Origin of the sequence: Candidatus Nitrosocosmicus agrestis (genome assembly GCF_008389435.1) — an archaeon.
Lineage (GTDB): Archaea > Thermoproteota > Nitrososphaeria > Nitrososphaerales > Nitrososphaeraceae > Nitrosocosmicus > Nitrosocosmicus agrestis.
Window position 1 is genome coordinate 34,527 of record NZ_VUYS01000020.1, and the last position, 23,969, is coordinate 58,495.

At 38.3% G+C, this 23,969-nt stretch carries 19 protein-coding genes; 13 read left to right on the forward strand and 6 right to left on the reverse strand.

Features of this window, described 5'->3' with window-relative positions:
• Positions 1–45: 45 nt before the first annotated feature.
• The 3 genes from F1Z66_RS12395 to F1Z66_RS12405 form a co-directional block, all read right to left on the reverse strand.
• A complete protein-coding gene (locus F1Z66_RS12395; protein ID WP_159357296.1) occupies positions 46–903 on the reverse strand; it encodes a biotin--[acetyl-CoA-carboxylase] ligase in 858 nt (285 codons plus the stop codon).
• Positions 904–914: 11 nt separating this feature from the next.
• Positions 915–1,850: a prenyltransferase gene (locus F1Z66_RS12400; RefSeq protein WP_201448477.1), complete on the reverse strand. Its 936-nt coding sequence runs from the start codon at positions 1,848–1,850 to the stop codon at positions 915–917.
• A gap of 62 nt (positions 1,851–1,912) precedes the next feature.
• Positions 1,913–3,049 (reverse strand): aldo/keto reductase, encoded by a 1,137-nt coding sequence (locus F1Z66_RS12405; protein ID WP_149863940.1) that lies wholly within the window; start codon positions 3,047–3,049, stop codon positions 1,913–1,915.
• 308 nt (positions 3,050–3,357) lie between these two features.
• Here F1Z66_RS12405 and F1Z66_RS12410 point away from each other — a divergent pair, with 308 nt between their 5' ends.
• From F1Z66_RS12410 to F1Z66_RS12440, 7 genes are all read left to right on the forward strand, one after another.
• Positions 3,358–3,561: a YHS domain-containing protein gene (locus tag F1Z66_RS12410; protein ID WP_230207548.1), complete on the forward strand. Its 204-nt coding sequence runs from the start codon at positions 3,358–3,360 to the stop codon at positions 3,559–3,561.
• A 21-nt stretch (positions 3,562–3,582) separates the two neighbouring features.
• Positions 3,583–4,638: an alcohol dehydrogenase catalytic domain-containing protein gene (locus F1Z66_RS12415; RefSeq protein WP_149863942.1), complete on the forward strand. Its 1,056-nt coding sequence runs from the start codon at positions 3,583–3,585 to the stop codon at positions 4,636–4,638.
• A 61-nt stretch (positions 4,639–4,699) separates the two neighbouring features.
• Positions 4,700–5,524 (forward strand): 3-hydroxy-5-phosphonooxypentane-2,4-dione thiolase, encoded by an 825-nt coding sequence (lsrF, locus tag F1Z66_RS12420; protein WP_230207549.1) that lies wholly within the window; start codon positions 4,700–4,702, stop codon positions 5,522–5,524.
• A 189-nt stretch (positions 5,525–5,713) separates the two neighbouring features.
• Positions 5,714–7,405: a biosynthetic-type acetolactate synthase large subunit gene (ilvB, locus tag F1Z66_RS12425; protein WP_149863944.1), complete on the forward strand. Its 1,692-nt coding sequence runs from the start codon at positions 5,714–5,716 to the stop codon at positions 7,403–7,405.
• A 50-nt stretch (positions 7,406–7,455) separates the two neighbouring features.
• Positions 7,456–7,947, forward strand: a complete 492-nt coding sequence (ilvN, locus tag F1Z66_RS12430) for an acetolactate synthase small subunit (RefSeq protein WP_149863965.1) — start codon at positions 7,456–7,458, stop codon at positions 7,945–7,947.
• Positions 7,934–9,463: a 2-isopropylmalate synthase gene (locus F1Z66_RS12435; RefSeq protein ID WP_201448478.1), complete on the forward strand. Its 1,530-nt coding sequence runs from the start codon at positions 7,934–7,936 to the stop codon at positions 9,461–9,463. The genes ilvN and F1Z66_RS12435 overlap by 14 nt, the downstream gene beginning before the upstream one ends.
• Positions 9,464–9,482: 19 nt before the next feature.
• Positions 9,483–10,523 (forward strand): isocitrate/isopropylmalate dehydrogenase family protein, encoded by a 1,041-nt coding sequence (locus tag F1Z66_RS12440; RefSeq protein WP_149863945.1) that lies wholly within the window; start codon positions 9,483–9,485, stop codon positions 10,521–10,523.
• Between the two features lie 26 nt (positions 10,524–10,549).
• Here the strand turns inward: F1Z66_RS12440 and F1Z66_RS12445 are convergent, their stop codons facing one another.
• Positions 10,550–11,143 carry an NUDIX hydrolase gene (locus tag F1Z66_RS12445; RefSeq protein ID WP_149863946.1) on the reverse strand — a complete coding sequence of 198 codons (594 nt, stop codon included), beginning with the start codon at positions 11,141–11,143 and terminating at the stop codon, positions 10,550–10,552.
• Between the two features lie 79 nt (positions 11,144–11,222).
• Between F1Z66_RS12445 and F1Z66_RS12450 the strand changes: the two genes are divergently transcribed.
• Positions 11,223–12,002 carry a hypothetical protein gene (locus tag F1Z66_RS12450; RefSeq protein WP_149863947.1) on the forward strand — a complete coding sequence of 260 codons (780 nt, stop codon included), beginning with the start codon at positions 11,223–11,225 and terminating at the stop codon, positions 12,000–12,002.
• A 9-nt stretch (positions 12,003–12,011) separates the two neighbouring features.
• Here F1Z66_RS12450 and F1Z66_RS12455 read toward each other — a convergent pair whose 3' ends face one another.
• Positions 12,012–12,797: an ABC transporter ATP-binding protein gene (locus tag F1Z66_RS12455; RefSeq protein WP_149863948.1), complete on the reverse strand. Its 786-nt coding sequence runs from the start codon at positions 12,795–12,797 to the stop codon at positions 12,012–12,014.
• 227 nt (positions 12,798–13,024) lie between these two features.
• On the opposite strand from F1Z66_RS12455, the gene F1Z66_RS12460 reads away from it, so the two are divergent.
• From F1Z66_RS12460 to meaB, 5 genes are all read left to right on the forward strand, one after another.
• Positions 13,025–14,863, forward strand: coding sequence for a PINc/VapC family ATPase (locus F1Z66_RS12460; RefSeq protein ID WP_149863949.1), 1,839 nt, complete (start codon positions 13,025–13,027; stop codon positions 14,861–14,863).
• Between the two features lie 2,363 nt (positions 14,864–17,226).
• Entirely contained in the window at positions 17,227–17,580 is a 354-nt protein-coding gene (locus F1Z66_RS12465) for a hypothetical protein (RefSeq protein ID WP_149863950.1), read from the forward strand.
• Positions 17,573–19,264, forward strand: a complete 1,692-nt coding sequence (locus F1Z66_RS12470; protein ID WP_149863951.1) for a methylmalonyl-CoA mutase family protein — start codon at positions 17,573–17,575, stop codon at positions 19,262–19,264. Before F1Z66_RS12465 ends, F1Z66_RS12470 begins: the two co-directional genes overlap by 8 nt.
• Positions 19,261–21,405: a methylmalonyl-CoA mutase gene (scpA, locus tag F1Z66_RS12475; RefSeq protein ID WP_149863952.1), complete on the forward strand. Its 2,145-nt coding sequence runs from the start codon at positions 19,261–19,263 to the stop codon at positions 21,403–21,405. The genes F1Z66_RS12470 and scpA overlap by 4 nt, the downstream gene beginning before the upstream one ends.
• The gene (gene meaB / locus F1Z66_RS12480; protein WP_149863953.1) at positions 21,402–22,403 is read left to right on the forward strand and encodes a methylmalonyl Co-A mutase-associated GTPase MeaB; all 1,002 of its coding nucleotides are present in this window, start codon (positions 21,402–21,404) and stop codon (positions 22,401–22,403) included. Before scpA ends, meaB begins: the two co-directional genes overlap by 4 nt.
• Positions 22,404–23,159: 756 nt before the next feature.
• Here the strand turns inward: meaB and cofE are convergent.
• Positions 23,160–23,957, reverse strand: a complete 798-nt coding sequence (gene cofE / locus F1Z66_RS12485; protein ID WP_201448479.1) for a coenzyme F420-0:L-glutamate ligase — start codon at positions 23,955–23,957, stop codon at positions 23,160–23,162.
• Positions 23,958–23,969 lie beyond the last annotated feature (12 nt).

Sequence of the window (23,969 nt, forward strand, 5' to 3'; positions counted from 1 at the left end):
CCTAACTGGATTCATCAACCCAATCCTCATGAAAAAATCAGCGTGTTAACCTATATTAAAAGCAGATTCAATCCGGATTAATTCATTCATATCTGGCTCAAGTAATTTGTGTACTAGGATAGAACCATCATCATTCACCTTAACAATTTCGCCTATGAAAGGCTTGCCACCAGACGTGAACGTGTACTGCTGATCTTTTGAAGACTCTTCAATCATTCTCTTGTATTTATTCAATAACTCATTTCTAAACGAGACTTCCTTTAACCTAAGCAAGTAATCGCTAAATCTTAATAAAAATTTCGTTACCAATTCTTCCTTGTTTATGCTTATTCCTAAGTTTTCATGTTTTATAGTAGTTATCTCATACTTTGATGATTTGGACTTACTCATCAGAGAACAGGTTTCTTGAAGGTCATTATTTGTGTTAATGCCTACCCCTAGGACAATTGTTGATTTATTCCCACTTTGTATCTGTGTATCCATTAGAATTCCAGCTATCTTTTTTCTTTCCACTAGAATGTCATTAGGCCATTTAATTCCAGTTTTCTTATCTATAAATGATGCAATGATGCTGCATAGTAGCAAGGATGTCATAATAACAATAAAAAAAAACTGATCAATTTTCAAACTTGGATCAAATACCAGTGACATCCATATTCCGCCTCTAGGAGAAGCCCATGTTGATCCCTTGCGACCTTTGCCTCCGCTTTGAACGTCAGAAATTATTACTGAAGGTTCTAAAGTACTTGATTCTAATATCAAATCATAAGCGAAGTCCTGAGTTGAGCTTAGGGTGTCAAGCAGATAAAAGTTTTTAAATAAAAAATCATTGCTACTTTCCTTCAAAAGCGCAGATATAGGCTCAATTTTATCTTTACTAGAGCAAAATATTTTGTACAACAACAGGTCTTGTTTTACATCTTAAAAAAGGTTGCAATCAAAATTCCAATAATTAAAATTAAAGCAAAAGTCCTTGAAAACAATACAGTTTTGTTCATAATTTTTACAAATTCCTCGAGATTATCCCTGTTAAATCTATAAATGAATTTCTGATAATCCATTACTATTGACAATGTCTGCGGGATTAAGATAAAACAAAGTAACACAGGTATAAAATTGTGTAAAATACCACCAAAGAATACTAATGCGACACTATAGATTACCAGGAACAAAATTATCAAAAATCCGTAATTAAGTCTGTCACTCTTTGACTCTAGCAAGATGGCCAAGGTTTTTCTCCCACCCTCTTTATCTGCCTTAATATCGGGTATAGAGTTAATATATAATACCAATGAAGACAACAGTCCGGCTATAATGCCAAGCAATGTTGCTTCCAAGGTAATGGCAGAGGTCTGAACAAAGTATGTTCCTATGACTATTAGCATTCCTTTAGTCCCTACAAATACTTCGCCCAATCCCAAGTTTACTAGTTTTGTTGAATAAAGAAGTATTGATAATGCAGCAAAAGTTAGTATTATTCCAATAACAAATCCCTTTGTGTATACAAAATATCCACCGATACCTAAACCCAGAATAAGAAAAATTATTGAAGCTCTATATACAGCCTTCGGTGTTAACAAGCCTTCAGGTAGAACACCCGTACCCCCACTAAACCTAGTCCTTAAAGTCTTTAGATCAATACCTCGTTTAAAATCAAAGTAGTCGTTCAATAAATCAACACTACAATGAAGACAGAATATTCCAGCATAAACCAAAATCGCGTTTACAATGCTAAATTCTTGAAAGTTGTTCCATACTGTCAAAGATAGACCACAAGTAACAGATAAGGCTGAGGCTGCCAAGAACCTGAACCGAATTGCCCTTAACCAAACAATAAACTTTTGATTCAAACTACAAAATCTCGTTTTTAAATCTGTAGGTAATTACAGTCATATATTATTATTATTCCAAACTACAAGTTCAACAATCTTATAACATCACTTTTTTCAAGCAGTTTATATTTTGATACCGCTGTATTCTGCTTGCTATGTTCTAATTGTTTTTGACCTATGAGTGGAGCTACAATTCCTGGAACTGACCTAACAAACTGCAAGAGTCTCGCCGACTGAAAAGGGATCATATTTACAGATTCGTCAGAGAATTGCTCAGTCAATAGACGTCCCTGAAAAAGAGGAACACTGGTGAAGACATGAATTCCTAACCTAGTTGCAGCCTCCAATAAAGAAACCTGATTTTTAGAATCAGGAACCACTTGATTATTAAACAAATATGGTTCTTTCATATAGTAATTAAATGGAAGTTGAATAAATTTAAACCCATTTTTAGGTCCACCTACTTTATGCGCTACCGACACTACATCCCAAAGTGAAAGGTATTTTGGATCATTCTGATTTGAAGTAAAGCAATTCCATGTCGCCATTCCATAATACCGAATTTTGCCATCTCTTCTAAAATTTTCGTAAACCTGAAAAACCTTTGATAACATTTCAAGATAAGTGTTGGTATCAACTTGATCAAACCAGCTTTCACGAGAATTATGAATATAAACGAGGTCAATGGTTTCGATCCTTAGATTGCACAAAGATTTATTAATGCAGTTTGAGATGTAGTCAGGATTCATAATATTGTAGGAAGGACTGATATCCTTGTCTTGAATTATGCCTTTGTCAATATACATAGCCTTCAGGTAGGATTCCAAGTCCACTTTTTGATATTCCCCGTCATTAGTAGCATAACCATTTTTTGTACAAATGAAGATATTTTCTCGCCTAATTATACCCCTATCTGTCAAACTATTTAGCGCCTTTCCAATGCTTTTTTCAGATAGCATTGCTCGATAATTAAGCGCAGTATCTATTACATTTACACTTCCAGTACCAACAGAATATTCTAATGATTTCTTGATGTTCTCATCATCTACCTGAGATTGATTTCCAAGATACGATCCCATGCCAATTGAGGACAGAAACAAATTCTCCACCTCCTTAAAATGGGAGGGGTCAACCCCATTTGTTATAGCATATTCTCGGTATGCGGTAGTCCCTTCTTCAGTTGCATAACCTTTGTGCAATTTAGTATCAATAGACACTGTTTAGCTGGGTTCAGATGAGAATTTAAAATTATCGAGAGAACCCAAATAATCAAATGAAATTGTGGATCTATTGCTTTTCTAATTCAATTATAAAATCAGTGGGATTTAGCTCTACACCACATTTGGTGCATCGATTCAAGGTGTTCCGTAGTACATCTCTTATGGGTTTGACGTTTATCATATGTTTAATTTTATTTCCACATTGGTAGCAGAAAATTTCAATTATCGGACAAGACATACCTTTTTCTCAAAATATTGGTTATAAATTAATTGATAGTTAAATTACATTGACATTTTGAGAAAATATGTGCAATCCGGTTACTTTCCCTTTAGGAAATATTAAATACCTAAATATTTTTTTTCATCATGTGCCAGTAGATCCTGTGTGCGGAATAGAACTTAGTGAAGATTTAGCAACCATTTTGGAACACGACGGTAAAAGAATATACTTTTGCTGCGAGGGATGCAAGAAGCTCTTTGAGAAAAAACCCAAAAAGTACTCAAAGTAATGAAATAATAAAGAATTAACTGTGCTATCTTTTGAGATGAAGGCTGCAATTTTAGACAATCATAAAATTACTGTTAAAGACATTGTTGATCCCAAGACAGGAGAAAATGAAATCAAGATAAGGATGAAGGCCTGTGGTATTTGTGGATCTGATTTAGAGAAGGTTTTTGGAAAATATGGGATGAAATCTTCCAAAATAGGGCACGAACCTGTGGGCGAAATAGAGGAGGTAGGGAATTCCATAAGGGAATTCAAAAAGGGAGACAGAGTATTCATCCATCATCATGTTCCATGTCATATTTGTCGGTATTGTATGGCTGGGGACTTCACCATGTGTGACAAGTACCAAAGTAGCAATATCGAACCATGTGGTTTGTCAGAATTTATTTTTGTTCCAGAATGGAATATCTTGAGAGGCGGAGTCGTTAAAATTCCCGATTCTATGAATTATTATCAAGCATCTTTGATTGAACCGCTAGCTTGCTGCCTAAGGTCAATAAATAAACTGCAGATTAACAAAGGAGACTCTATAGTTATCTTCGGAGCCGGACCGACAGGTCTAATGCATTTGATGCTTTGTAGAGTGTTTGGAACATCACGAATTGTTCTATTAGATATAAATGACTTTAGATTAGAATTTGCAAAGAAGATTTGTCCAAATGTAACTACAATCAACGTCGAGACAGTGGACAAGGAGGTTCTACCAAAGTTAATTTACAATGCGGTAGGTGCAGAAGGGGCTGATTACTCAATTACTTGTACTAGTAGTCCTTCTGCATTTCTCCAAGCTATGGAATTTACAAGGCGGGGAGGAGGTATATCACTATTTGGAGTTCCACCAAAAGAGACTGAAATTGGAGTAGACCTCAACAAAATCTATTCAAAAGAATTGAGAGTAATACCAAGTTATGCAACTTCAGAAAAGGAAATTCATCAAGCAATTTCATTAATGCAAAATAAAATGGTGGACATGGAGCAATTGATCACCCATAAATTCAGAATATCTGAATCCAACAAGGCACTAGAATGTGCACATAGTGGTCATGATTCAATGAAAATTATCATTGTGTCAGAATAAATTATCAAAATTTTTATAGCTTTTAAATAAACTTAAATTCGTAAAAACAATGGACTGGGGAATGAAAAACAGATTTTCGAGAATTATAAGACCAGAGAATGAAAGATGTGTCATGCTTGCTGTTGACCATGGCTACTTTTTGGGGCCAACTGAGAAACTTGAAAATCCAAGGGAAACAATCCAACCACTGCTAAAGTACGCAGATTCTCTGATGTTGACAAGAGGAGTTCTCAGAACATCGGTTATCCCAGAAAGTAATACTCCAATTGTGCTACGAGTTTCCGGTGGTTCTAGCATTGTCGGTGAAGATCTTTCCAAAGAAACAATAGTAACTTCGATAGAGGAAGCATTAAGATTAAATGCATCTTGTTTAGCATTATCGATATTCGTTGGAAGTAAGTACGAGTTTCAGACCCTCAAAAATTTGTCAAGACTGGTAAATGAGGGGGAAAAGTATGGAATACCCGTATTGGCAGTCACTGCAGTAGGTAAGGAAATGACACGAGATGCAAGATACCTCGGGTTGGCATGCCGTGTAGCAGCAGAGCTAGGCGCACACTTAGTCAAGACATATTACTGCGAGGATTTTACAAAGGTAGTTGATGGGTGTCCGGTGCCAGTTATTATTGCAGGCGGTAAAAAGTTAGAAGAAAAAGAAGCGCTAAAACTGACATTTGACGCCATAAGCAATGGTGCGTCAGGGGTTGACATGGGACGAAATATTTGGCAATCAGAAAATCCTGTAGCCATGATAAAGGCAGTAAGGGCAATTGTGCATGATAATCATGATGTTGAAAGCGCGTTCCAACTTTATGAAGAAAATTCTAGGTCCAATACCTCACTGAAAACTGCAAGAAAGAAAAAGGCTACTACAATTCAAAACTAGCCTTTCATTTCAAGGTTTAAAAGGAAACGATTAAAATTCTAAAAAAATTTATAAATTAATCCGGGTTAGTACAATTAGATGAACTCAACTGAGAAAATAAGTTGTAATTTGGTATGTGAAAGTATTATTTATGCTAAAGATTTTCTTCTTCTATAATATTGAGTTTTATCGATTGGAGTTGTTTTGTATATGAATGAAATGACTGGAGCTGCAGCATTAATGGCTGCATTAGAAAAAGAAAAAGTTGAATTTATTTTTGGACTTCCTGGGGGTGCAAATTTACCTATCTATGACGCGCTAGTCGATTCGAAGATACGCCATGTGCTCGTAAGACACGAGCAATCTGCAGCGCATATGGCGGATGGATATGCTAGGATTAAAAGGAAGGCTGGAGTATGTTTTGCAACTTCGGGGCCAGGTGCTACAAATTTGGTAACTGGTATAGCGACTGCATATGCAGATTCCTCACCTATAATTGCAGTCACTGGGCAAGTTGCGCTACCAATGATTGGGAAAGATGCATTTCAAGAAACTGATATCATCGGTGTAACAAATCCGTGTACAAAATATGCTTTTCAGCCAAGAGTAGCAACTGAGATACCAGAAATGGTCAAAAAATCTTTTTATATTGCTGAAAGTGGGAGACCAGGACCGGTATTACTTGATATTCCTAAAGATGTCCAACAACAGGTTATGAAGATGGAGTTTCCAGATTATATCAAAGTAAGAGGATATAATCCTGTCGTTGATGCAGATTTAACGGAGATTAACAAGGCATGTGAAATGATCTTAAAAGCAGAAAAGCCAATCATCATGGCTGGTGGAGGAGTGATATTATCGGGAGCATTCTCAGAATTGCAGGTGTTAGCCGAACTTTTATCTATCCCTGTTGTCACTACGTTTAAAGGAAAAGGAGCTTTTCCAGAAAATCATCAGCTCGCATTGGGACCAATAGGTATGCACGGGCATGCTGAAGCTAACAAGATGGTATTAGAGGCAGATTGCATTATTGCAATTGGAGCCAGATTCTCAGATAGGACAGTAGGGCGTTTTGATGAGTTTGGTAAGGACATTAACGTGATTCATTTCGATGTCGATCCTGCAGAGATCGGTAAAAATAAATCTGTAAATGCAGCTGTTATAGGAGACGTCAAGTCATCTTTAAGGTCACTAATTAAACTGATTCCAAAGAACTTCCAGACCAATGATGAGATAATAAAATTGTGGTTGGGAAGAAAAAGAGAATTAGTGAATTATTATGAAGACAGCATAAAAGACTACTCTAGAGAGATTACTGCCAAAAAGGCATTAAAAAAACTTAGAGAGATTTTACCAGCAGATGGCATTGTTACTACAGAAGTGGGTCAATGTCAAATGTGGGCATCACTGCATTTTGATGTAATAACACCTGGTACTTTTTTCAGCTCCACAGGGCTCGGTACGATGGGATTTGGGTTCCCCGCCTCAATTGGTGCAAAAGCAGCTAGAAGTAATGTTCCAGTAGTAGATATTGCAGGAGACGGTTCTTTTAATATGACAGAAAACTCGCTTGCAGTATCAGTTTTGGAAGATCTTCCAGTGATTGTATTTTTGTTGAACAATCAAATGTTGGGAATGGTAGCCCAATGGCAGAGGACTTTTTATAACAGACGTTATAGCGGAGTTCATCAGAAAAATTGTCCCGATTATTGCAAGCTTGCGGAATCATATGGTGCTGATGCTTATAGGGTATCCACATTGGACGAATTAGATAAGGCTCTCCGAAATTCGCTAAAGTCAAGTGTAGCTACTGTTATAGATATCCCAATCGATCCAGATGAAGATGTGTATCCTTTTGTAGCACCAGGGACAGGATTAAAGGATATGATTATAGGAGCATGATGGAATTGAGTAAATCAAAATCCATCTTTGATTATGACGATTCCAATAAAATGTATATATTGTCGGTAATAGTGGAAAACAAACCTGGTGTCTTATTCAGGATTACAAATTTATTTAGATCACGAAATTTCAATATCGAAAGTATTACAGTAGGAATTACTGAAAAGCCAGACTTGTCAAGAATGACCATTACTACTATTTCTGATGTAAAGACCCTCGAACAATTAGTCAAGCAACTACAAAAACTGATTGATGTGATACAGATCAATGTATTAAATAAGGAAAATGCTGTTTACAGAGAACTTGCTTTGATTAAAATGAATGCTAAGGACCCCACAACAAGGATAGAGATTGCCAATTTTGCTTCTATATATCGTGGAAATATAATGGATATTACAAATGAAACAATAACTGTGGAAATTATCGGAACTCCTGATAAGATAGATGCGTTTAAAGATTTGGTTTCAGGTTATGGAATTCTCCAAGTTGCAAGGACAGGTGTATCAGCATTACCAAGAGGAGCGGTAGATGATGACCTCTAATAACAAAATTAGGCTTTTCGATACTACATTGAGAGATGGGGAACAAACACCTGGTGTTACCGTATCCCCTAATCAAAAATTAGAAATTGCAATGAAATTGGATGAGCTCGGAGTAGATACAATTGAAGCAGGCTTCCCGGTGGTTTCACCAGGTGAGGTGGATGCAATAAGAAAAATCAATAGGCAAGGATTAAAAGCAGAAGTTTGTGGATTAGCCCGAACAACAAAAAATGATATTGATACAGCCATTAGTAGTGATCTGAATTATATCCATACCTTCATCGCTACCTCGGACATACATATGCAATACAAACTAAAAATGACCAGGGAGCAGGTTCTTGAAAAGGCGATATTTGCAGTTGAATATGCAAAAAAACATGGTATTAAAGTAGAATTTTCTGCGGAAGATGCAACGAGATCAGACAGAGAATTTTTAAATAAGGTCTTTAAAGCCGTTGCCGAAGTTGGTGCAGACAGGATTGATATACCAGACACGGTAGGATATTCTACACCCGCTTATATGTCAGAGTTAGTTACAGAGGTCATCGATATGACGGGCTTACCGGTAAGTGTCCATTGTCATAATGATTTTGGACTGGCTGTTGCAAACTCTATTGCAGGATTCCAGGCGGGGGCTAAATGCGCGCATGTAACCATAAATGGACTGGGAGAACGAGCAGGTAATGCTGCACTGGAGGAGTTGGTAATGGCATGTCAATGCCTATATCAAATTGAACATAACATTAAAACAGAGCTACTTTATGATGTTTCTAAATTTGTATCTAATGCCATGGGTATCATCGTTCAGCCCAATAAGGCAATTATAGGAGAAAATGCTTTCGGTCACGAGTCAGGAATTCATACTCACGGTATTATAAACAATCCTTTGACTTACGAACCTATTAGTCCAGAACTTGTAGGTAGAAAACGTTGGATGCAAGCAGGTAAACATGCTGGAGCACATGGGATAAAAGCCATTTTAAATGAATTTGGCATTGAGACAACTGACCATCAATTAAAAGAAATAGTAGAGAAGCAAAAAATAATTGCAGATAGCGGGAAATCGATTACAACTTCAGACCTTTTGTCTTTGGCCTCAGAGGTAATAAAAAATAAAAAGTTTGACGAGAATTTTAGATTAAATGATTTTCATATTGTAACTGGCCTTAACATCATACCCACAGCTGTTGTTAAACTCAATATTCATGGTAAGGACTTTATAGCTTCCGAGACAGGAGTTGGTCCTGTGGATGCTGCTTTAAAGGCTATTCAAACTATAGCAACAGGCATTGCTAACATAAAAATCAGAGAATACAAACTGGATTCTATTACAGGTGGTTCCGATGCTCTGGCTGAAGTGTCAATAAAAGTGGAAGATAAAGCAGGCAATATTATCTCAGCCAGAAAATCTGGAGAAGATATAGTGGTAACATCAGTTCAAGCTATGATTGATGCCATCAACAAGACAATGCTAAAGAAGTTGATTCATAGTAATAGCAACAGTCAAACGGCCTAAATATTTTCGATAACAAAAAATGACTACATACGATATCTCATTACTTGTAGGGGACGGCATAGGTCCGGAACTATCGGATTGTGTAGAAAGAGTTCTCCATGAGATACATGATCGCTCTTCTTGCATAAGATTCACAATTGGAAAGGTCGAAGCTGGAGATAATGCATTAAAGAATTTTGGCAAGGCATTACCTGACGAGACTTTTGAAAAGATAAAAGAATCACAGGCATGTTTAAAATCTCCAGTAGGTGAGTCGGCAGCTGACGTGGTACTAGTATTGCGGAGATACTTTGACCTTTATGCAAATGTAAGACCATCTAAAAATTATGCCAATATCGATTCTATTTCTACAAATGTAGATTTGATAACTGTTAGAGAAAATACAGAGGATCTCTATTTAGGATGGGAATTTTTAAGTGATGAGGATACCGCGATATCTCTTAGAAAAATAAGCAGATTCGCTTCGCAAAGGATAGCAAAACATGCTTTTGAAGTCGCAATGAAAAGAGATAGGAAAAAGGTAACAATTGTACATAAATCAAATGTTCTTAGGATTAGCGATAGACTATTTATAGAAGCCTCTAGAGAAATTTCAAAACAATATCCAGAGGTTGAATTTGAGGAAATGTATGTTGACGCATGTGCAATGGAGTTGATAAGGAGGCCCACAAGGTTTGATACAATTTTAACAACCAACCTGTTTGGTGATATAATTTCTGACGAAGCAGCTCAAGTAACTGGGAGTATAGGTCTGGCTCCTGCAGCAAATATTGGAGAAAAATTTGCTATGTTTGAGCCAGTTCATGGAGCCGCATTTGATATAGCCGGAAAAAATATCGCAAACCCCACATCTTTTATTTTAGCCTTGAAAATGATGTTTGATTGGTTAGGGCAAAAATACAATGATAGGAAACTTATAAATCAAGCATCAAAAGTCGAGAAGGTAATAGACGATCTCTTCAAGGCCAATGTCAAGACAAAAGATATTGGAGGTAAATTTTCAACAATTGAATTTAACCAAATACTCATGAATAATCTCAACGAAATAGGATACGAATAATTTTTAGATTCGTCCGAAAATCACACCTAAAGATGAACTTGATTAATAATGTCTATCAAATCTTTGAGAATACGACCTGTAGCACCCCAGATTATGTAGTCACCTATTACGAATTTGAACATCTCATAATTTCCAGTAGTATGCTCTTTATCAATATCCATTGACATTTCTAATTCTTCTAAAGAAATCTCCAGGATTTCTTCGACTTCTTCATTTGGATTTAGATGAGGTATTGGTTTTGACAACACGACAACAAAAGGATAAATCAAAATTTTTGTCGTGTATGTATTAGTTGGAGTTAAACAACCGATTATATTTTCCTCGTGTATTTTTAATCCAATTTCTTCATAAGTTTCCCTAATTGCGGTTACAATCAGCGATTTATCTTTTTTACAAAATCTACCCCCAGGAAACGAAATCTCTCCAGCATGGTTTCGTAACTTAGAACTCCTTTTGGTAAATATTATTTTTGGAGTTTTAGGAGTGGGGAAAAAAATTATTACTAGTACTCCAGAATCTCCGTCTTCATGGACTATTTTATTCTTAACTTCCGAATAATAAATATCCAATGAAAGGGGTACGCTCTTTAGAAAAATGTCATCAATCTTCTTCTCATTCATTGGATATGGAAATACTATCCCAAAATGAATTTAATAAAACTTTTTTATAGAGAAATAAAACTTTAAGGTAGGCTTCAAAATGAATATCATATACGAAATCAATCCGCCAAAAATTCTTCAAGCAGAGCATATGGATTTAGCCATGCTGAACAGCGAAAAAGATAAATTTTTGCAACGAGTATCAATTATTTCTGAGATTACCAATGATATTCATCTAACAGATTCAGTTTTGGGAATTCCAAGAATGTCTAGTGTTTTTGCAGCCCAGTTATTAGCAAACACATTAAAGAACTCATCTTTCAATATTTCCTGCAGTATCAGAACTCGTGATAGGAACCTAAATTCCATTATCCAGTCTGTAGCCGATTCGTTAATTGCGAATGTGAGAAGTTTGTTATTTATACTTGGCGATAAACCTACTTTTAGTCATAATAATTTTGAAAGTTTTAATGAGAAACCCACTGAAGTAGTCCGTGCACTGAATAATTTTGGGTTTAACAAGTTCGTGAACTTGGTGCTATCCGTTCCAAACAGGATTACGAATTCAAAATCTATACAAAAAAAAATTGAGGCACGTCCTAAAAGCTTAATTACCCAAAGCATCAGTTCAATATCTGAAATCCGAACTCTAAACGAGATTCTTAAGCCTTATAAACTTGATTTGATCCCCTGTATTATGGTACCCTCTCAAAAGAACCGAAAAGCAGCTTCAATCATAGGACTAGATTGGAGCCAATATGAGGGAGATTTTAATAGTTTTATAGAACAAATAGAGTCTGAGGGAATCAAGGAGATCTTGTTAACATCGCCCAATAGTTTTGATGAAGGTGTTCAGGTATTGAAAAAAATCATTAAGTAATCTGATAAGTTAGAGTTTTTTTTTGTGCTGAGTGATCTCGTTCTTCAATTCATCCAAAACCATTCTATTATACTCAAAAAGATTAGTGTCCTCCGTTAGTCTCGGCCTCCTATATTCAATTAGTATTTCCTTTTTAACACGAGCTGGTCTCTTTGTGAAAACAACTACCTTGTCACCTAGACAGATAGATTCGGAAATATTATGGGTTACAAAAACTATAGTTTTTCTAGTTTTTGCCCAAATTAGTTGAAGTTCTACTAGTAATAAATCTCTGGTCTGTGAGTCTAACGCTGCAAAAGGTTCATCCATTAAGAGGATATCAGGGTCCATTACTAAGGCTCTAGCTATTGCAACTCTCTGTTTCATTCCCCCTGATAATTGATAAGTGTATGATTTTGAAAACTTGCTCAAGTCCATCATTTCCAAATAATGCATGGCAATTTTGTTTCGCTTTTCCTTTTCTACACCAACCATTTTCAATCCAAATTCCACATTGTCTATGACAGTGAGCCAAGGAAATAATGCATTCTCCTGAAACACCATGATGCGATCTGGCCCTGTTCCAGATACCGGTTGGCCATTGAGTATGAGCTCTCCATGACTCGGAGTATCAAGTCCAGCTATTATGTTTAAAAGGGTAGATTTTCCACAACCCGAAGGACCTACAAAACATACAAACTGACCCTCCTCGATGGATAAATTTACATTGTCTATTGCTAAAACCTTATTTCTTTCTCCGGATGAATCTTTTACGGAGAAGGACTTTGTAATATTTCTTAGTTCCAGCTTGCTCAAGTAAATTATTCTACAATGGAATTTTACTCAATATAATTTAAATCCTCATTAATTGTCATCCCAAAAAATCTAGAGAAAAATTTGGTTAGATGGTAAAAAAATTTTGAAATATTTGTTATTTTTTAATGATAAAACGACTTTCAGATTTATTTCTTGAAACTAGATAATAAATCTTTTAGGTAGTAACCTTTTTTAACAATTTATTTGTTCTGTAGATCATATTCAGTTTGCCCAAAAAAATAGTGTTAGATACCAGCATTTTGATTGATGGTCTCATAAGTAAAAAGATACTAGAAAATCAATTTGACGATAGTTATGAAATAATAATTCCAAGGGTTGCAATTGACGAGCTTCAATCGCAAGCATGCAAACATCGAGAGCACGGATTTGTTGGTCTAGAAGAACTTAGAAAAATAAGGGAGTTATCCAATCCTAAGAATATTTTAATAAAAATTCATGGTGAGATGCCAAGCGTGGAAGATATCAGGTTGGCTAAAAACGGACGGATTGATGCATTAATATTTGATTTAGCCAAGAAGGAGGGTGCAGCTTTGTATACTGCCGATTACATTCAACATATAACTGCACTGGCATCGGGGGTCGAGAGCGTTCATAATAGAACAATTTATTCTGATACCTACAATATAGAAAACTATTTTGATAATGATTCTATGAGTGTCCACCTTATTGAAGGTGTAAAGCCATTAGCAAAAAAAGGGATGCCAGGTAATTTTTCACTTGTTCCGATTTCTGATAAGAAGCTGGATAAATTTACCTTAAATGAAATCATTAACTATCTTTTTTCTGCGTATGACAAACAAAAAGTTTCAAATATAGAAATTTCATTTGAAGGATGTTATGTTTTGATGTATAAAAATTTAAGAATCGTAATAACAACGCCGCCGGTATCTAACAAAATAGAGATTACGGCAGCACGACCAATAAAAAGGCTGACTATAGAAGACTATCACCTAGACAAGAACCTAGTACAAAGATTGTCTAAAGATGCGGAAGGAATATTGATAGCAGGTCGTCCAGGTTCTGGTAAAAGTACCTTTGCTAGTAGTATCGCCGAGCATTACGTCCAAAATGGTAAACTAGTAAAGACTTTAGAGTCACCTAGGGATCTGCAAGTTCCTGAAAGTGTTATTCAGTATGGGTCATTCAAAAACAGTTATGAAAAGGTGGCAGACTTGCTGCTCCTAGTTAGACCCGATTTTACAATTTTTGACGAAGTACGAAGGATCAAAGACTTTGAGTTATTTGCGGATTTACGATTAACAGGGATAGGAATGATAGGCGTAATCCACGCTAATGAAGCATTAGACGCCATTCAGCGATTCATAGGAAAAATTGAACTAGGGATGATACCACATGTAATAGACACGGTTATTTTTATTAACGGAGGAAAGATAGATAAAATTTATGAGCTAAACCTTACAGTCAAAGTACCATCAGGGATGATCGAGCAGGACCTTTCCAGACCTGTTGTCGAAATCAGAGACTTTTACTCAAAGGAGGTTGAATATGAAATTTACTCATATGGGGAAGAGAATATAATAATCCCATTAAAGAATATAGAAAGTAAACCGGGTTCAGAGAAAAACAATAAGATAAATAAACTTGCAGAGTCAAAGATTCGTGAAGTAATAGCAAGATTTGACCCACAAGCTGAAATTAAAATAATTTCAAGCAATAAAATAAAAGTAGCAGTGGCAAAAGAAAAAATTCCCAAAATAATTGGAAGGGGGGGTTCAACCATTTCTGAAATAGAGAAAATTTTGGGAGTAAAAATCGACGTTGAATCTAAGGTTCCTTCAATTGGAAACGAAATTCCTTTTAGGATAACGGAGTCAGGTTCTCGTATTTACCTTTTGGTTGATGAATCATATATCGGGAAGAAAGTAAATTTGTTCCTAAATGATGAATCACTGGTCAGTAACCAAATAGGAAAAAGATCAAAATTAAAAATTGACAAGAAATCTGAAGTGGGTAGAAAGGTTTTCAATAGCATAATGAGCAATAATCAAGATTCCATTAAATTATACGAAAGTCTGGAACCATAATTGCAATATTAAACAAATATTTTGAAATGTTTTAAGCATAGTTTGAAATAGAGTGCATATTCCCAAGATAATCCTATTTTGAAATTTATCAGCAGTATATAGTAATAAGTTAACCTAGTTTTCTTTCCGTATTATACGTCGGATTAGAGATAAGTTACTATGCCATTTACCATTTCAACTTAATATGAACTACAGTGGCCTAATTACATGATTGATCTTTATTTGCGAACCTTCTAGTTTTAAATTGGTCTCTACATCATTTTGACATTTGAAATTGTCTACACTAACAAGAAGACACCGTTACTTTCGACATCTTCCTTAAAGGCGAAACAACATGATACTATTATAAAAAAACATCAGCTAAAGTGATGAATACTCACTATTTCAATATTCATGTTAAAATATTCATTTACCTCCTCAATGATTTACCAAGCGCATACCCAATGAAAATGTATGAACCATCTATAGAATCAAATGCATTAATTAATATAGTTTAGTATTTAATTGATTCTGCACAAGCATTGAAACCTTAAGTTAATTTTGATCACAAAGTCATAACTTTGCCTAATTGGGAAATAAATAATATCTGATATCGTTGAAAATAATTAATCAAGGGTTTCCATAATAATTAGCACACCTTATTGTTTCCAAGCCGATTATCAAAAACTAATTCTAATTTAACTGAGCACGAAATTAATGATTTAATATTAGGATATTTTGCTCTACACTTTTCTTATAGGATAATTTAACAAGTCGTTTAGATATACTAAATTTCGCAACAATTAGAAATATTTCATAATGCAATAAGTTTAGGTAAACGAGTTGAAAATAATCCCTATTTAACTTCAGAAATGTAGGTTTTTTATTTTCAATTACTACTGGAACACATATTCAAATCCTTATAGCATATTTGAACTGGAATCTTGGGTGTGATGTCCTTAAATGTTAGTAGGACAAATTCAAAAACATTTATTCAAGAACGCAGCAAAGTATTGCCCGTTAAGTTATAAGCAAAGGATTTAAACCGCAAGTATTTGTATTTTTTATTAGGATAAGATCAATTATAATAACAATTTGAGCGGTTTCTGGAATTTATAAATGGTATTAAATTTGAAATTTGGGATTACTGATGGTTAAGATTTATGATGAAGATAAGAGAATGCCAGTTAATTTTAATCTCATTGAAGCATTTAATTTATCAAGTTTAAATTTCCTTAATTGCGTTATTGGGCTAAAAATTGAAATAGTTGTGGTACACGTTTACTACTTGATCTTAAGAATACGCACTGTAGAAAGCCCATACTTTTTAAGTTGTAATTTTTGCAATTGGTAACATCATATCTATTGCGAAGCGATGCATTGGTTTTTGTTAATTTTCGCTTTTCTAAATATATAAAAGAAATAGATATCGAATGTCAGGCCCACTTATTAGATTCTTAATTACTTAACTATTCTAAACCAGCTCAATTGTGTTACTAACAAGAAAACTTATCAATAAAAGTGATTTCAAAAATTTATGCCAAATAAAGATTTGTTTAAGAACAATAGATAACTTTTCTAAAGGTAACCACTAAATTTTAAATTTACTTTTGCCCATCACATACCTTACAATCCAAGAAGAAAAAAGGAAGAAAAACTTTTTGAATTTAAAAATACAGGATCTGATATTGATTAATTATAAAGTCAACCTAGTATTTGTAACCCTCATCAAAAATTGAAAATTTTTTGAGGCATTTAGATAATTATCACAAAAAAACAACCCAGTATTTTTTGCAATGATTATAACAACTATGATAAGATTACGTCAAATTTGGTAAAATATTATCTGACAAGGCCAAATGAATACACCGATATAAAAAACTATACGTGAAGTAAGGGACAAACTTTTGGCTATGATAATAGTGGAGTCTCAGGAGTTATTTACATCCTTACAAATATGAATATTCCACCACAATTTGATAATTACCCGCGTCGTAGATTGTTTGTTGAAATATATACTTGAATGATTTGCAGATTAGATAAGCTTCTGCTTCAGAATAGCAAAATATATCAACATATAAACATAGTCTCACATATATCTAGTATGCAATTTTACGATTTGTATAAGCGGATTAAATCTATGCATCATAGACGCAATTTAAATCGTGTAATAAACAACAGTGATAACATTTCAAATAGTGACAATAGTTACATTGAAATAAATAGAATTAAGGAGAATTCTAAATGAAAGAAGCCTTCATATTATTAAAGGTTACCCATAGAGAAATCAGACGGATAATCAAAAAATCAAAAAATGTTTTTTTTGTTAAAACAATCAAATCGGTCGAAGTAGCTTCGTGTGGTTTGTTGGAGTGCGTATAACTATGATTAAAGATTTAAAAATAATTTCCCTAGAAAGAGTTGACCAAAATCGATGCAATATTTCCGACCCTCCATTCCAGCACAATTTCCTAATCAAAAAACCGAGTATAAAAGCACATTCCTCATCAATGAACTACACCGCCAAGGCCGAAAAAGACCATGATCCGGAATTGTGTTACATTGTTTCAAAAACTAACAAAGACCACACGGTATTGGCTCCCAATGCGATGCACAGTTGGGTGTTCCGAATCAAAACCAAATTCAATCTTCCGATGAAGCTATCTAAGATGCATATACTTGAGCAAACTTTTCAGGCTATTTACTTAATTGGCGGCCAATTCCGCCACAATGGGTGAATTATTTATGTCAGATCTTGCGGCATGGCGCGCTCTCATCGAGAGAGAGCTTGCTGGATCATCCTTTGAGAAATTAGTGTACCGCACTCCTGAAGATATAGATATAGAGCCGCTGTATACTGAGCGGCCATCTGACCCTCCGATACCAGGAGAAGCCCCGTACGTGAGAGGTACCAACCTACAAGTTACCCCTACCGAGCTGTGTATACGTGTATATGGAGAAAACTCGGTCGCCGTTGAGGAACTAAATGGAGGTGCGAATGTTCTGTGGATTGATGCTTACAATGACGGAGCCCTCGAGGCAGCAGTCGTCGCCAATGCTAACCTTATAGTTGAAATAGAAAAGAACCCCCCGCAAAACTCTCTTGAATGGATTTCACGTAGCCGTGTGGGCATCCGAGTCTGGATTGGTATCGATCCTATTAATGCTGTTGCGAAAGGAGTGACTCAGAGTGACTCATTAGCCACACAATTGTCTGAAATTTCAACTCTCATCTGCACTTCTCAGAAGAGTTTGCCAAACGTTCGACCGTTGCGTGTGTCAACGACGACCTTCCATGGCGCTGGTGCGGACGCAGCCGATGAGCTCGCACTTGGCCTCTCGTCGGGTGTCGCCTATTTGCGCTCACTCGTTGATGGTGGATTGTCGATCACTGATGCTGCTCGCACGCTTTGGCTTCAACTACCCGTAGGACGCGATACTTTTGGAGAACTGTGTAAGCTACGAGCGGCCCGAATACTTTGGCACAAGGTATTTGCAGCTTCTGGCGCCCCTAATGAGCCGCCGCCGCCCATTCACGCCATCGCTTCGGCCCGTACTCAAGCCTTGCACGATCCTTGGAATAACATACTGCGTGTCACAACAGAAATGTTTGCTGCGATTCTCGGTGGTGCACAGATCGTGACACCCCGTCCGTTTGACGACCAGTTTGTAACGGTGTCTGCACTCGGTCACCGTGTTGCCCGAAACACAGTTCTCATATTACGTGATGAAAGTCACCTTGGCCGAGTTATTGATGCAGCTGGCGGAAGCTACTACATCGAGAACCGGACTGATGCGTTGGCCCGTGAGGCTTGGAAACGGTTCACCGCGATTGAGAAAGATGGAGGTGTAGCTGAACTTATCAAATCAGGAGCTCTGCGAGCCAGACTTGATGCAGCATGGACTAAGCGCTTGAATAATCTTTCGAAGCGCAAGGAGCCTATAATAGGTGTTTCAGACTTCGCACTAATTGGCGAGACGCTGCCAGGGGATCCAATCCCAACCGTTTCCGTGCCGGCTGCACCAGCGCTCGCCGAGCATCGCGATGCCGAGATATTCGAGAAGTTACGCAGTAGGATCGAAGGTGCCCGGCGTGATGTAATTCTTCTCCCTCTCGGGCCCCCATCCGAGCATCGTATGCGTACTGGATATTCAACCAGTCTTTTTGGTATAGCCGGCATGCGTACACGTGAGATGACCCAGCCTACAAGTGCTGATGTTGCCGTAATCTGTGGCACTGACGAACGATATGCTACCGAAGCCGCGGCTGCCGCACGCGCTCTGAAAGCTGCCGGAGCGAAAAAGGTTGCGCTAGCTGGGCGTCCAGGTCCGCTCGAAGCCGAGCTTCGAACTTCCGGTGTCGACTCATTTCTGTATCTGGGTTGTAACGTAGTTGAAACGCTTGAGGAGTTATTGCTATGACTCTGCCCCACTTTGAAGAGATTGATTTCGACGCAATTGAACTGTCTCCCCGAAAACACCTTCCTGGAAGCTTAGACAATAGGTGGGATACACCAGAGGACATACCACATCACTCAGTTTATACCTCCACTGATCTCACTGGAGTGACTCACCTTGGTTCGTTACCAGGCATACCTCCATTCGTTCGCGGTCCATATCCTACCATGTATGTACAAAAACCTTGGACCGTGCGCCAGTATGCTGGTTTCTCGACAGCAGAAGACTCTAATGCGTTCTATCGACGCAATCTCGCCGCAGGACAAATGGGTCTGTCTATTGCGTTTGACCTCGCTACTCATCGCGGATATGATAGTGACCACCCCCGTGTGGTTGGTGATGTCGGTATGGCCGGGGTGGCTATTGACTCGATCCTCGATATGCGTATTCTGTTTGATGGGATCCCACTGGACAAGATGAGTGTCTCAATGACGATGAATGGCGCTGTCCTGCCGGTGCTCGCGCTCTATGTGGTCGCCGCAGAAGAGCAAGGCGTACCGCCTGAAAAGCTTTCAGGCACTATCCAAAATGATATTCTCAAAGAGTATATGGTGCGAAACACTTACATATATCCTCCCGAGCCATCGATGAAAATCATTGCCGACATATTCGAATTCACTTCTCAGCGAATGCCGAAATTCAACTCGATTTCAATTTCCGGTTATCATATGCAGGAGGCAGGCGCAACAGCTGATCTCGAGCTCGCATATACCCTCGCCGACGGGCTCGAATACATCCGGACGGGTATCGCAGCGGGTATGAGCGTCGACGCATTTGCACCACGACTATCATTCTTTTTTGCAATCGGCATGAATTTTTTCATGGAGGTTGCCAAGCTTAGGGCGGCACGATTACTTTGGTCTGAGATCGTCTCCAAGTTCGAGCCGAAGAACAACAAGAGCCTGGCGCTGCGCACGCATTGTCAGACTTCAGGCTGGTCATTGACGGCGCAGGACGTTTACAATAACGTCGTTCGTACTTGCATTGAGGCAATGGCAGCAACACAGGGCCATACACAAAGCCTACACACTAACTCACTTGACGAAGCACTCGCATTGCCCACTGACTTCTCCGCTCGTATAGCACGCAACACCCAACTTCAACTTCAGATCGAGTCAAACACGACACGTCCAGTTGATCCTTGGGGGGGCAGTTATTACGTTGAGTGGCTTACTGACCAGCTCGCACGACGGGCTCGTGTTCATATTGCCGAGATCGAAAAGCTCGGAGGTATGGTTAAAGCGATCGAAGCGGGTATCCCGAAACTACGTATAGAGGAAGCAGCAGCACGTGCTCAAGCTCGCATTGACAGTGGTCGTCAGAAGATCATTGGTGTGAACTGCTATAGACCTGCTAATGAAGAAATGATCCCAGTTCTAAAAGTTGACAATGCAGCTGTTCGGAAAACACAGATTGAGCGACTCAAGAAATTACGCGCTGAGCGCGATACAGAAGCTACACAGCGTGCTCTCGACGCCCTTACGAAATGCGCTGAGACAGGTACAGGCAACTTGCTTGCACTCGCCATCAACGCAGCACGCGCGCGAGCCTCGGTTGGGGAAATCTCATGGGCCCTGGAGAAAGTATGGGGACGTCATCAGGCCAACATCCAAGCCATTTCCGGAGTATACAGTGGTGAGATAGGAGAGTCATCCGACGCAATCGGACGGGTGCGCGATCGCACGCAGAAATTCCTCGAACGCACTGGACGCCGACCTCGTATTCTAATCTCAAAGATGGGGCAGGACGGCCATGACCGTGGTCAAAAGGTGATAGCATCTGCGTTCGCTGACCTCGGCTTTGATGTCGATATCGGACCGTTGTTCCAGACTCCGGAAGAAACAGCACGTGCCGCGGTTGAGAACGACGTTCACTTGATTGGTGTAAGTTCATTGGCTGCCGGACATATGACACTTGTACCTGCACTGCGCGCAGCACTTACAAGCCTTGGCCGCCCTGATATCCTCGTCGTTGTTGGCGGCGTGATACCGCCCGACGATTATCCGGCGTTGCGCGAGGCCGGTGCTGTTGAGATCTTCGGACCAGGCACTGTTATCGCCGATGCCGCGATGAAGTTGCTCGATCGCCTCGAACAACAACTATGACATCTAGACCGCCTCGTCTTACTGTTGAGGCATATGAGCGCGGTATCATTAATGGTGACCTCGGCACGCTCGCACGAGCAGTCACACTTATCGAGAGCCGTTCTAATGAGGATCGACAAATAGCCCATAACCTCTTACAAAGGCTTTTGCCCTATACTGGTCGTGCTCATCGCATTGGTATCACAGGTGTCCCTGGTGTGGGTAAGAGCACATTTATCGACAACCTGGGCATGCGATTGCTGAATGCTGGTCATCGTGTAGCAGTTCTTGCTATCGATCCCACGAGCCATATTTCAGGAGGGTCGATTCTCGGTGACAAGACACGTATGCAACGCCTTTCCCTGGATCCGCGAGCGTTTGTACGTCCATCGCCGAGCGGATTATCACCTGGAGGCGTAGCACGCCGCACACGGGAGACAATGCTACTATGTGAAGCGGCAGGTTATGATATAGTCCTTGTCGAAACTGTAGGTGTTGGGCAGGGTGAGACTGCTGTCGCTGACATGGTCGACTTCTTTCTTGTCCTCGTGTTGCCTGGCTCAGGCGACGAGTTGCAAGGAATAAAGAAGGGTGTATTTGAGCTAGCCGATATGCTTGTTGTTAACAAAGCTGATGGTGTAGGCGAACGCCAGGCTAGGGTTGCGCTAGCGGAACTGAATGCAGCATTACGCTACCTTCCACGTAAGCGTGCAATCTGGCAACCTCGCGCTCTGGCTGCGTCAGGTCTAATGGGTAAAGGTCTCGACGAACTTTGGGCCGTGATTGAGGAGCACCGCCATCTGCTTACATCGACCGGAGAGCTTGCTGCGTTACGTGCAACACAGCAGCGTACGTGGCTGTGGACATTAATCCGTGAGCGTCTTGAAGATGCATTTCGCAATCACCCCGGTGTCGCAGCCTCTCTTCCCCACTTAGAACATGCTGTAGAAACCGGAACATTAACATCCAGTGCTGCCGCGGATAAGTTACTTGCGATTTTCAGATGTCAAAAATGCTGATGTTGTTGGAATTGCTTACAGAATCAATTATTTCCCCGATAAATCATCTTTACCAGAACTTTCAGTCCGCATCCCGTCAGGCTAAAATACAATTGCAATAATAATGCATAATTAGGGCTTTTTGACTTTCTTGAACACTAATTCGGTAAGTGTGTGATCTGTAAATTTCTCGAATAATCAGAACCAATCCTGCAGGTCTCCCCGAGTGCTTAATGTTTTAATCCTTGTAGAACAGGTATGGGGCATTATAACAGTTGGTAAAATGCAAAACTCTTTTTTTGTAAATAAATAAGTTAGAAAAAAAATATCATTCCTATCTTTACTCCTGTTTTTGATATTGAAATGAGCATGATCAAAATTTGCGCATTTTTTGCCATTATTACCGTATCAAAATTAAAGGATATTATCTCAAATCCATCGAAAATTAACCTTGCAAAACCTAGATGACTTATAATATTTTTTGTTACTATAATAAAAGATGTTATAACCTGACGTGATGGTTGTAAACTAAGATTTTTCCATTTAAGGAGAAAAAAATGGTATGGTCATTAATACCATTAATTTCCTTGTTGTCTTTCTTAGATTGTGTTTGTATAAATCTTCAAAATTTCAAAACTATTAGGAGTTTCAACTTCAATATTTCAATTTTTGAAGTCGATGCAACAATAACAAGTTCATCTGTATCCGAGATTTTATTAGTGACGTGTCATAGGAACAAGTTGTTTTCTTCAAATTAAACCATTCTATTAACGTGTTTCAAGGCTTCCCGATAACACCTTGCTCATATTTTAAGAAAAGATCGTCACTCTCCCTTCGTATGATTTGGGTTATACTTACTTTGGAATAATCGTCCGAAACGCAGGATTTATAATTATAACCTCTTAGGATTGCAACAGGAATGCCAGAAACTTTTCCCATAACAAGTTCGGCGGCGCTGGCTATCTCGTCGGCAATAGCAATCTCAGTAACCTTGAGCTCTTTGCCAAAAGCATCATTTGTTCCAATATAGCTTCTTAGTGCAGGTATACCCGCTACCCCAATAGCAACATTGGTTTGGCCAATTCTAAACGGCCGCCCAAAAGTATCACTAATAATAACCGAGACTTTTTTTGAACTTAATTCAAGAAGAGATTTTTGTATGATCTTCGCGCTTTCATCAGGTTCTTTTGGCAACAACAAGACCTCACTAGCATCCTCAGACACATTGCTTTGATCTATACCTGCATTTGCACATATAAAACCATGTTTGGTTTGAACGATTAGATGCTTCCTAGTGAGCTTTACTATCTTATTTGACTCATTTAATATCAGTTGGATTAATCTAGGATCCTTAGAATGAATTTTTGAAATATCAATTGCAGATTGGGATGGCACTACGGTTTCAAGATGGACTATCCTGTTCTCAGATTTTGACACTATTTTTTGTGCTACAACAATTATATCGTTTTCTATAAAATCTTGTCCAGCTTTTTTAACATATTTGAATATTATATCAGCTAAATTTTGCCCTGGCTGAATCTGAACATCTATGTGAATCGGGATAATGGTAATCAAAAAAAGACAGAG

Excerpts from the sequence above, each read along its gene's own strand:
- F1Z66_RS12465 (WP_149863950.1), top strand. The coding sequence starts at position 17,227 with ATGATTAAAGATTTAAAAATAATTTCCCTAGAAAGAGTTGACCAAAAT.
- F1Z66_RS12450 (WP_149863947.1), top strand. The coding sequence starts at position 11,223 with ATGAATATCATATACGAAATCAATCCGCCAAAAATTCTTCAAGCAGAG.
- ilvN (WP_149863965.1), top strand. The coding sequence starts at position 7,456 with ATGTATATATTGTCGGTAATAGTGGAAAACAAACCTGGTGTCTTATTC.
- F1Z66_RS12470 (WP_149863951.1), top strand. The coding sequence starts at position 17,573 with ATGGGTGAATTATTTATGTCAGATCTTGCGGCATGGCGCGCTCTCATC.
- meaB (WP_149863953.1), top strand. The coding sequence starts at position 21,402 with ATGACATCTAGACCGCCTCGTCTTACTGTTGAGGCATATGAGCGCGGT.
- scpA (WP_149863952.1), top strand. The coding sequence starts at position 19,261 with ATGACTCTGCCCCACTTTGAAGAGATTGATTTCGACGCAATTGAACTG.
- F1Z66_RS12410 (WP_230207548.1), top strand. The coding sequence starts at position 3,358 with ATGTGCAATCCGGTTACTTTCCCTTTAGGAAATATTAAATACCTAAAT.
- ilvB (WP_149863944.1), top strand. The coding sequence starts at position 5,714 with ATGAATGAAATGACTGGAGCTGCAGCATTAATGGCTGCATTAGAAAAA.
- F1Z66_RS12445 (WP_149863946.1), bottom strand. The coding sequence starts at position 11,143 with ATGAATGAGAAGAAGATTGATGACATTTTTCTAAAGAGCGTACCCCTT.
- F1Z66_RS12440 (WP_149863945.1), top strand. The coding sequence starts at position 9,483 with ATGACTACATACGATATCTCATTACTTGTAGGGGACGGCATAGGTCCG.
- F1Z66_RS12435 (WP_201448478.1), top strand. The coding sequence starts at position 7,934 with ATGATGACCTCTAATAACAAAATTAGGCTTTTCGATACTACATTGAGA.
- lsrF (WP_230207549.1), top strand. The coding sequence starts at position 4,700 with ATGAAAAACAGATTTTCGAGAATTATAAGACCAGAGAATGAAAGATGT.